1 protein-coding gene and 1 pseudogene are annotated in these 1,345 nt (G+C 62.2%); both read left to right on the top strand.

Annotated elements, in window-relative coordinates; all coding sequences use genetic code 11:
• Positions 1-5 precede the first annotated feature (5 nt).
• Positions 6-692: pseudogene (locus EOA85_RS39680) on the top strand (nucleotide sugar dehydrogenase); the annotation flags it as partial.
• 28 nt (positions 693-720) lie between these two features.
• Positions 721-1,191 carry a UDP-glucose/GDP-mannose dehydrogenase family protein gene (locus tag EOA85_RS39675; protein WP_245486357.1) on the top strand — a complete coding sequence of 157 codons (471 nt, stop codon included), beginning with the start codon at positions 721-723 and terminating at the stop codon, positions 1,189-1,191.
• Positions 1,192-1,345 lie beyond the last annotated feature (154 nt).

The raw sequence follows: 1,345 nt of genomic DNA, 5'->3' as shown, positions 1-1,345 counted from the left end.
GACAGGTGGGCGAGGGGCGGCTGTCCTTTACCACCGACTTGGCGGGGACGGTGCCTGTTGTTGACGTCATCTTCATTGCGGTCGGCACGCCGTCCAGGCGCGGTGACGGCGAGGCGGATCTGCAATATATCTTCGCCGCCGGGGACGAAATCGCCGCGGCGATGAAGCCCGGCACGGTCGTCGTCATCAAGTCGACGGTGGTGGTGGGCACCAATGCGGCGATGCGCGACCATATCCGCACGGCAAGAACCGGCGTTCCCTTCTCGGTGGTGTCGAACCCGGAATTCCTGCGCGAGGGCTCGGCGGTGGAAGATTTCATGCGGCCGGACCGGATAGTAGTGGGAGCGGAGGACGAGCTCGGGCGCGAGATCATGCGCCGCATTTACCAGCCACTTCACCTGCGTGGGACGCCGATGATCACGACCTCGCTCGAAAACGCCGAGATCAGCAAATATGCAGCCAACGCCTTCCTCGCCATGAAGGTGACCTTCATCAACCAAGTGGCGGATCTGTGCGAGACGGTGGGCGGCAACGTTCAGGAGGTGGCGCACGCGATCGGCATGGACAAGCGCATCGGCCCGAAATTCCTGCAGGCCGGGCCTGGCTTCGGCGGCTCATGCTTTCCGAAGGACACGCGCGCCTTCGCCGCCACGGGCCGGCGCTGGGACGCGCCACAGGGGCTAATCGAACAAGTCGTGGCCATCAACGAGGCACGCAAGCATGCGATGGCGGCGCGTGTGGTCAAGGCGGCGCAGGAGGGGGGGGGTCTCCACGGTCGCCGTGCTCGGCGTGGCTTTCAAGCCCAATACGAACGATATCCGCGAGGCGCCGGCGCTCGACATCATCGCGGTCCTTCAGGAAGCCGGGCTGACGGTCAGAGCGCACGACCCGGCGGCGATGGAAGCGGCGGCGAAGGTGCTTTCAAGGGTCGATTGGTGCCATTCGGCCTATGACGCGGTGCGGGGCGCCGGTGTGACTGTGCTCATCACTGAATGGAATGGCTACCGGGCGCTCGACCTGAAGAAAGTCTCTGAACTTATGGACGGCAACATGTTCATCGACTTGCGCAATGTCTTTACTGCAAGCGATGTCGAGGGCTCCGGCCTTGTCTATCAATCGGTCGGGCGCAGCCCAACACGAGATATGATCAGAGAGACGCGGCTGAGATACGCGTGGGAACCGCCGCCTTAAGATGAAGCTCGGTTGATTTTCACGAGAACTGCTGTGGTTGCCGCCCGTGATACAAGAGGTTCCGAGTACATGTGCAGCTGATCGAGTGCGTTCTTTTGTAAGATCTTTGAAGCGGCATTTCTGAAGCCGCTGGCCGGTATGTGATCTGCGGATT

It is taken from the genome of Mesorhizobium sp. M5C.F.Ca.IN.020.29.1.1, from assembly GCF_003997375.1.
Lineage (GTDB): Bacteria > Pseudomonadota > Alphaproteobacteria > Rhizobiales > Rhizobiaceae > Mesorhizobium > Mesorhizobium wenxiniae.
The sequence above is the reverse complement of the archived record's forward strand: the minus strand, read 5'-3'. Positions and strand labels throughout refer to the sequence as shown.